Source organism: Micrococcus sp. 093350064-1, from assembly GCF_053627955.1.
In genome coordinates this window covers 74325-80747 of record NZ_JBSEYU010000009.1, presented here as the reverse complement: position 1 = coordinate 80747, position 6423 = coordinate 74325, and the positions used below count along the sequence as shown (strand labels likewise).

Genomic DNA, 6423 nt, shown 5'->3' with positions numbered 1-6423 from the left:
CGTCGTCGCCTTGGTGAGCCATTACCTCACCAACAAGCTGATAGGCCGCGAGTCCATCCAAAACCGATAAATCTTTCCAACACCCACCATGCGGTAGGCGCTCCTATCCGGTATTAGACCCAGTTTCCCAGGCTTATCCCAGAGTTAAGGGCAGGTTACTCACGTGTTACTCACCCGTTCGCCACTAATCCACCCAGCAAGCTGGGCTTCATCGTTCGACTTGCATGTGTTAAGCACGCCGCCAGCGTTCATCCTGAGCCAGGATCAAACTCTCCGTAAAAAAATTACAGAACAACACCGTGGCAGCCGGAAATAACCACCACGACATCCATTCAATACCTAGCAGACCATCACCACACCACGGGGGTGGCAGGCGATGATCAACCAATATATGTTAAAACAATTGGCATCAACAAACTTGGCACACTATTGAGTTCTCAAACAACAGGCGCTTCCAGCTTCAGCGACCCGCTCCGCGGGCCGTTTCGCTCTGGAGCAACTTCTCCATCCTAGACCATCCGTTTCGACCGTGTCAACTCCGTGTCCGAAGCATTCACCGTCTGTTCACATGGCCGGGCTAGAAAACCTTACCACGCGATCCGACCATGTCAACTCCGCTTCCGCAGGGCCAGACACTCACCGGACCATCCACGTGGAAGGCCTCGCAAAGCTTACCACATGATTCCCGGCTGTCAAACCAGATCATCTTCTTCAGGAATTCCGACCCGCATCACTGCCGGCCGCGCACCCGGTGAGCACCACCCGCCCTGGACCTGCCATTCTCGGCATGAATCCGCGGATTCTGTGTTCTTCACCCCGCCTCCCGGTCACCCGGTCGGCGTCTTGAGCACGAGATGGAACTCTACACACGAATCCCACCGAACACAAAACCAGGGGCGACACCCGGCGTCCGGGCACGAAGGAGGGCCCCGTTCTCCGCAGAATCCTGCGGGGAACGGGGCCCTGTGCTCCTCCCGTGGGCGGTTGCTTCGCCGTCGCCGCCCGTCGTGTCCTCGGTCACTTTTCGCGACTCACGGTGGACACCGGTGGTCTGCAGCCGCGGTCAGCCCTCCCCCAGGTCCGCACCCGCCATGCTCTTCTTGCCCCGGCGCACCAGCAGGTGTCGGCCGGCGAGGGCGTCGTCTCGGGTGAACACCTGGTCGGCATCCGTCACCCGCACGTTGTTCACCGAGGCGCCGCCGTCGCGCACCGTCCGACGCGCCTCGGAGCGCGAGGCGACCAGCCCGGTGGAGACCAGCAGCTCGACCGCGGTCACGGTGCCCGGCTCCCCCTCCCACTGGGTCCGGTCGGCCTGCGGCAGCTCGGCCAGCACGGCGGTCAGCGTGTCCGGATCCACGGTGGTGAGGTCGCCGCCTCCGAACACGGCATGGGAGGCCTCGATGACCTTCGTCGTCGTCTCCTCTCCATGGGCCAGCGCCGTGACCTCCCACGCCAGGCGCTTCTGGGCCTCCCGGCGGAACGGCTCGTCGGCCACCTTCTGCGCGTACTCCTCGATCTCCGCGCGGGTCAGGAACGTGAAGACCTTGAGCCGGTCGACGACGTCCGCGTCCGCCGTGTTGAGCCAGAACTGGTAGAAGGCGTACGGGGAGCACATCTTCGCGTCGAGCCAGACGGCGTTGCCCTCGGACTTGCCGAACTTGGTGCCGTCCGCGTTCGTGATCAGCGGCGTGCCCAGCGCATGGGCGTGGGTCCCCTCCACCTTGCGGATCAGCTCGGTGCCGGCGGTGAGGTTGCCCCACTGGTCGGAGCCGCCGGTCTGGAGGGTCACGCCGTGCCGGCGGTGCAGCTCGAGGAAGTCGTTGCCCTGCAGCACCTGGTAGGAGAACTCCGTGTAGGAGATGCCCTCATCAGAGTTCAGGCGCTTGGCCACGATCTCCTTCTTCACCATGGTGCCGACGCGGAAGTTCTTGCCGACGTCCCGCAGGAAGTCCAGCGCGCTCATGCCCGCGGTCCAGTCCAGGTTGTTGACCATGGTCGCCGCGTTCTCCCCCTCGAAGGAGAGGTACGGCTCGATCTGCGCGCGCAGGGACTCCACCCACGCCGCCACGGTCTCCTGCGAGTTCAGAACGCGCTCCGAGGTCTGCCGCGGGTCGCCGATGAGCCCGGTGGCGCCGCCCACGAGGGCGTACGGGCGGTGGCCGGCGAGCTGCAGGCGGCGCAGGGTGAGCAGCTGGACGAGGTGTCCCAGGTGGAGGGACGGAGCGGTCGGGTCGAAGCCGCAGTAATACGAGACGGGCTCCCCGGCCAGCGCCTGCTCCAGCGCGGCCTCGTCCGTCGAGACGTGCACGAGCCCGCGCCAGCGCAGCTCCTGCCAGACGTTCTCGAAGCTCGGGTCGTTCGCCTGTGCGCGCAGTCGGGCCGCGCGCTCCTCGTTCTGGGGTGCCATGGCCCCAGCCTAGCGACGCGCCCGCGCGCCTCCGCGACGCCGCGCACGTGCGACGTCGCCCGCGGGGCTCACTCCGGGACGTCCGCCAGCCCTGCCGGCAGCGCGGCCGCGTCCGTCCCGGCGACGACGGACAACGACTGGGTGGCGCGGGTCATCGCCACGTACAGATCGCCCACCACGCCGCGCGCGTCGGCCACGATCCGCTCGGGCGAGACGAGGACGACGGTGTCGAACTCCAGTCCCTTGGTCTCCCACGGGGTGGCGACGACGATCTCGACGCCGGGCAGCGGCGCGGTGTCCACGGCCGCCTCCCCCCACCGCTCCCGGAGGACCGTGAGCAGCTCCCCCGTCCGCCCGGCGGGGGCGATCACGGCGGTCAGGGCCTCGGGCACGCGGTCCCTTTCAACTTCGACCGCCTCGAGGGCCAGGGCGGCGACGTCACCGCCCGGCTCCGTCACCAGACGCGGGCGGTGGTCGCCCTCGCGCACGGCGCGCGGATGGGAGACCTCGAGCCCGGCCGCCCGTGCGACCTGCGCGGCCCAGCGCATCACGCGCGCCGGCGAGCGGTAGTTCACGGTCAGCTCTTCCAGGCGCCAGCGGTCCCCGAACTCCGGGGCGAGGACGGACGCCCACGAGCCGGCCGCGTCGCGACGGGAGGACTGCGCGATGTCGCCCACGATGGTGAACGACTTCATCGGGCAGCGGCGCGCCAGCAGGCGCCACTGCATCGGAGAGAGCTCCTGGGCCTCGTCCACCACCACATGGCCGTACGTCCAGGTGCGGTCGTGGGCGGCGGTCTCGGCGGTGGTCCGTCGTACGCCGCGCGTCTCATTGGCCGCGGCCAGCTGCTCGGCGTCCACGACGCCGTCGACGCCCAGGTCCGCGAGCGTCTGGTGCATGTTCTCCAGGGACGCCCGGGCGTTCTCGAGGTTGCGCTCGTGCTGGGCCGCGGACTCGCCGCCCCGGCCCGGGGTCTCGAGCCGTCCGAGCAGCTCGGCCGCCTCGTCCAGCAGGGGCACGTCGGCCTCGGTCCAGGGGGCGTCGGCCGGGCGCAGGAGCGCGCCGACCTCGACGTCGGACAGCCACGGGGCGGCCGCCCGGAGCAGGTCCTCCCGGGTGAGGAGGTCGCCGATGAGCTTCTCCGGCGTCAGCGGCATCCAGCAGAGGTTGAGCGCGATGCGCACGTCGCGCGAGGTGCGCACGTCCTCGAGCAGGAGGTCACGCTGCACCGGGGTGCCCGAGGACTTCTCCAGCTTCTTGCGCAGCTTCTCCGCGAGCTCGCGGACGAGGATCTTCACGAACGTCACCCGGGCCTCGTTGTGGGGCTTGCGGGTGGCCCGTGCCTTGTCCCGGGCGCGCCGGACCATGGCCGGCTTGAGCTTGACGGCCGTGCCGTCGATCATCAGGCGCCGCGGCTCGACGAGCAGGCGCTGGCGCTGCGCGACCGCGTGGGCGACGGCGTCCACCATGTCCAGCCGGCCCTTCACCGCCGCCGCGTCGAGGTCCCGCTCCGGGACGGCCCGCACACCCGGCATCAGCGTCCCCAGCGAGGACATCACGACACCGGTCTCGCCCAGCGAGGGCAGCACCCGCTCGATGTACCGCATGAACGCGGTCGACGGGCCGACGATCAGCACGCCCGAGCGCGCGAGGCGCTCCCGGTGGGTGTACAGCAGGTAGGCCGCACGGTGTAGGGCGACGGCGGTCTTCCCCGTGCCGGGCCCGCCCTGCACCACGACCGCCCCGGGCAGGGGCGCGCGAATCACCTCGTCCTGCTCCGCCTGGATCGTGGCGACGATGTCCCCCATCCGTCCCGTGCGTCGGGCGGTGACGGCGGCCAGCAGCGCACCCTGGGCATCGGCGCGCACGCCGTCCTCGCCCAGCAGCGTCGGGTCCAGGATGTCGTCCTCGAGGTCGCGCACCTCGCGCCCCCGCAGCATCAGGTGACGACGACGGCGCACGCGGCCCCGGTGGGCCGCCGTCGCCTGGTAGAAGGCGCCGGCCTCGGCCGCGCGCCAGTCGACGAGGAGGCGCTCGTGGTCCTCGGTGGTGAGGCCGATGCGCCCGATGTACCGCTGCTCGTCGGCCCCACCCTCCCGCTCGGCGTCGAGGTCGAGCCGGCCGAAGACGAGGCGGTCGTCCACGGCGTAGAGCTGGGCGAGTCGGTCCTCGTAGAGGCTGGCGAAGGCGTCGCGCTCGGAGTGGTTCTGCAGCGACCCCTGCGGGCCGGTCCGGCGCACGGCCGCGAGCTGGCGCTCCTTCTCCTCACGCAGGGCGTCGAGGCGGGCGTACCGCTCGGCGACCCGACCCCGCTCGAGGTCGAGCTCGGACTGGCGGACGGACACGGTATCGGTCATCGGGGGCCCTCGCGGTGCGGTGAGGGGCGGACCATGCTGCGGCCCGCCCGGCGGAAAAGTGACCACCCATGCTACGCCGACCACGGTGAACGGCGGGTGACGCGGCGGCGCCCTGCCGGGCACCGCCGCGTCCGGCCCGGCCGACGCCGACCCGGCCGGGCGACCGCGTCAGCGGGCGTCGACGACGGAGCCCGGCGTGTCGGCCCAGCGGCGCAGCGGCGCCAGGGCGTCCTCGAGCGCCCCGATCTGCGCCGCGACGGCCGTCGGCGCGGTCCCGCCCTGGGCGTCGCGAGAGGCGAGCGAGCCCTCCGTGCTGAGCACCTCGCGGGCCTGCGGGGTCAGCGCCGGCGAGATGGCGGCGTACTCCTCGTCCGTGAGGTCCCACAGCTCCACCCCCCGGGCCTCGGCCGCCTTCACGGCCTCGCCGGACAGCTCGTGGGCCTCGCGGAACGGGACCCCCTGGCGAACGAGCCACTCGGCGACGTCGGTGGCCAGCGCGAAGCCCTGCGGGGCCAGCTCCGCCATGCGCTCCGTCTGGAACTCGAGGGTGGCGATCATCCCTGAGACGGCGGGCAGCAGCAGCTCGAGGGTGTCCGCGGCGTCGAAGACGGGCTCCTTGTCCTCCTGCAGGTCGCGGTTGTAGGCCAGCGGCATGCCCTTGAGCGTGGCCAGCAGCCCCGTGAGGTCGCCGATGAGGCGGCCGGACTTGCCGCGGGCCAGCTCGGCGACGTCCGGGTTCTTCTTCTGCGGCATGATCGAGGACCCCGTGGAGTACGCGTCGTGCAGCGTCACGAAGCCCGCCTCCTTGGTGGCCCAGAAGATGACCTCCTCCGAGATGCGGGACAGGTCGACGCCGACCATCGCGGCGACCCACGCGAACTCCGCGTACACGTCGCGGGCGGCGGTGCCGTCGATCGAGTTCCACACGGCCGACTCGAAGCCGAGCTCGGTGGCCACGGCGTTCGGGTCCAGACCCAGGGAGGAGCCTGCCAGGGCCCCGGAGCCGTACGGCGAGACGGCCGCGCGCGCGTCCCAGTCCACGAGCCGCTGCAGGTCCCGCGCGAACGCCCAGGCGTGCGCGAGCAGGTGGTGCGAGAGCAGGACGGGCTGCGCGTGCTGCAGGTGGGTGCGGCCCGGCATCGGCGCGTGCGGGTGCGCCCGCGCCTGATCGAGCAGCGCGTCCACCGTGGCGATCACGCCCCGCGCGATGATGCGGGCGTGGTCGCGCAGGAACATCCGGCCGAGGGTGGCGACCTGGTCGTTGCGGGATCGGCCGGCCCGCAGGCGGCCGCCGAGCTCGGGACCGGCCCGCTCGATGAGGCCGCGCTCGAGCGAGCCGTGCACGTCCTCATCGGACGCCGCCGGGGTGTAGGCACCGGAACGCACGTCCGCCTCGAGACGGTCGAGGGCCGCGATCATCCCGTCCAGGTCGTCCGCACTGAGCAGACCGGCGGTGTGCAGCACCCGGGCGTGGGCACGGGAACCCGCGATGTCATAGGGCGCCAGGCGCCAGTCGAAGTGCGTGGACTTGCTGAGCGCGGCGAGCGCCTCGGAAGGGCCGCCGGCGAAGCGGCCGCCCCACAGGGCGCCCTCGTTGGTCCCGTGGCGGGCATCGGTGTTCTCGGTCATCGAAGGTCTCCTCGAGGTCGGTGACAGGCC

General features: G+C 70.9%; 3 protein-coding genes and 1 rRNA gene. All 4 read right to left on the bottom strand.

Going from position 1 to position 6423, the window contains the following annotated elements:
- Positions 1-280 (bottom strand): 16S ribosomal RNA (locus ACUW6W_RS10095); the annotation flags it as partial.
- Positions 281-1063: 783 nt separating this feature from the next.
- On the bottom strand, positions 1064-2407 hold the full coding sequence (tyrS, locus tag ACUW6W_RS10090; protein WP_036315682.1) for a tyrosine--tRNA ligase: 1344 nt from the start codon (positions 2405-2407) through the stop codon (positions 1064-1066).
- 68 nt (positions 2408-2475) lie between these two features.
- Entirely contained in the window at positions 2476-4764 is a 2289-nt protein-coding gene (locus tag ACUW6W_RS10085; RefSeq protein ID WP_069941798.1) for a HelD family protein, read from the bottom strand.
- A 168-nt stretch (positions 4765-4932) separates the two neighbouring features.
- Positions 4933-6393, bottom strand: coding sequence for an argininosuccinate lyase (gene argH / locus ACUW6W_RS10080; protein ID WP_454180163.1), 1461 nt, complete (start codon positions 6391-6393; stop codon positions 4933-4935).
- Positions 6394-6423 lie beyond the last annotated feature (30 nt).

What these genes read in the sequence shown, in the direction of transcription:
- ACUW6W_RS10085 (WP_069941798.1), bottom strand. Translation starts at nt 4,764, where the DNA reads ATGACCGATACCGTGTCCGTCCGCCAGTCCGAGCTCGACCTCGAGCGG.
- tyrS (WP_036315682.1), bottom strand. Translation starts at nt 2,407, where the DNA reads ATGGCACCCCAGAACGAGGAGCGCGCGGCCCGACTGCGCGCACAGGCG.
- argH (WP_454180163.1), bottom strand. Translation starts at nt 6,393, where the DNA reads ATGACCGAGAACACCGATGCCCGCCACGGGACCAACGAGGGCGCCCTG.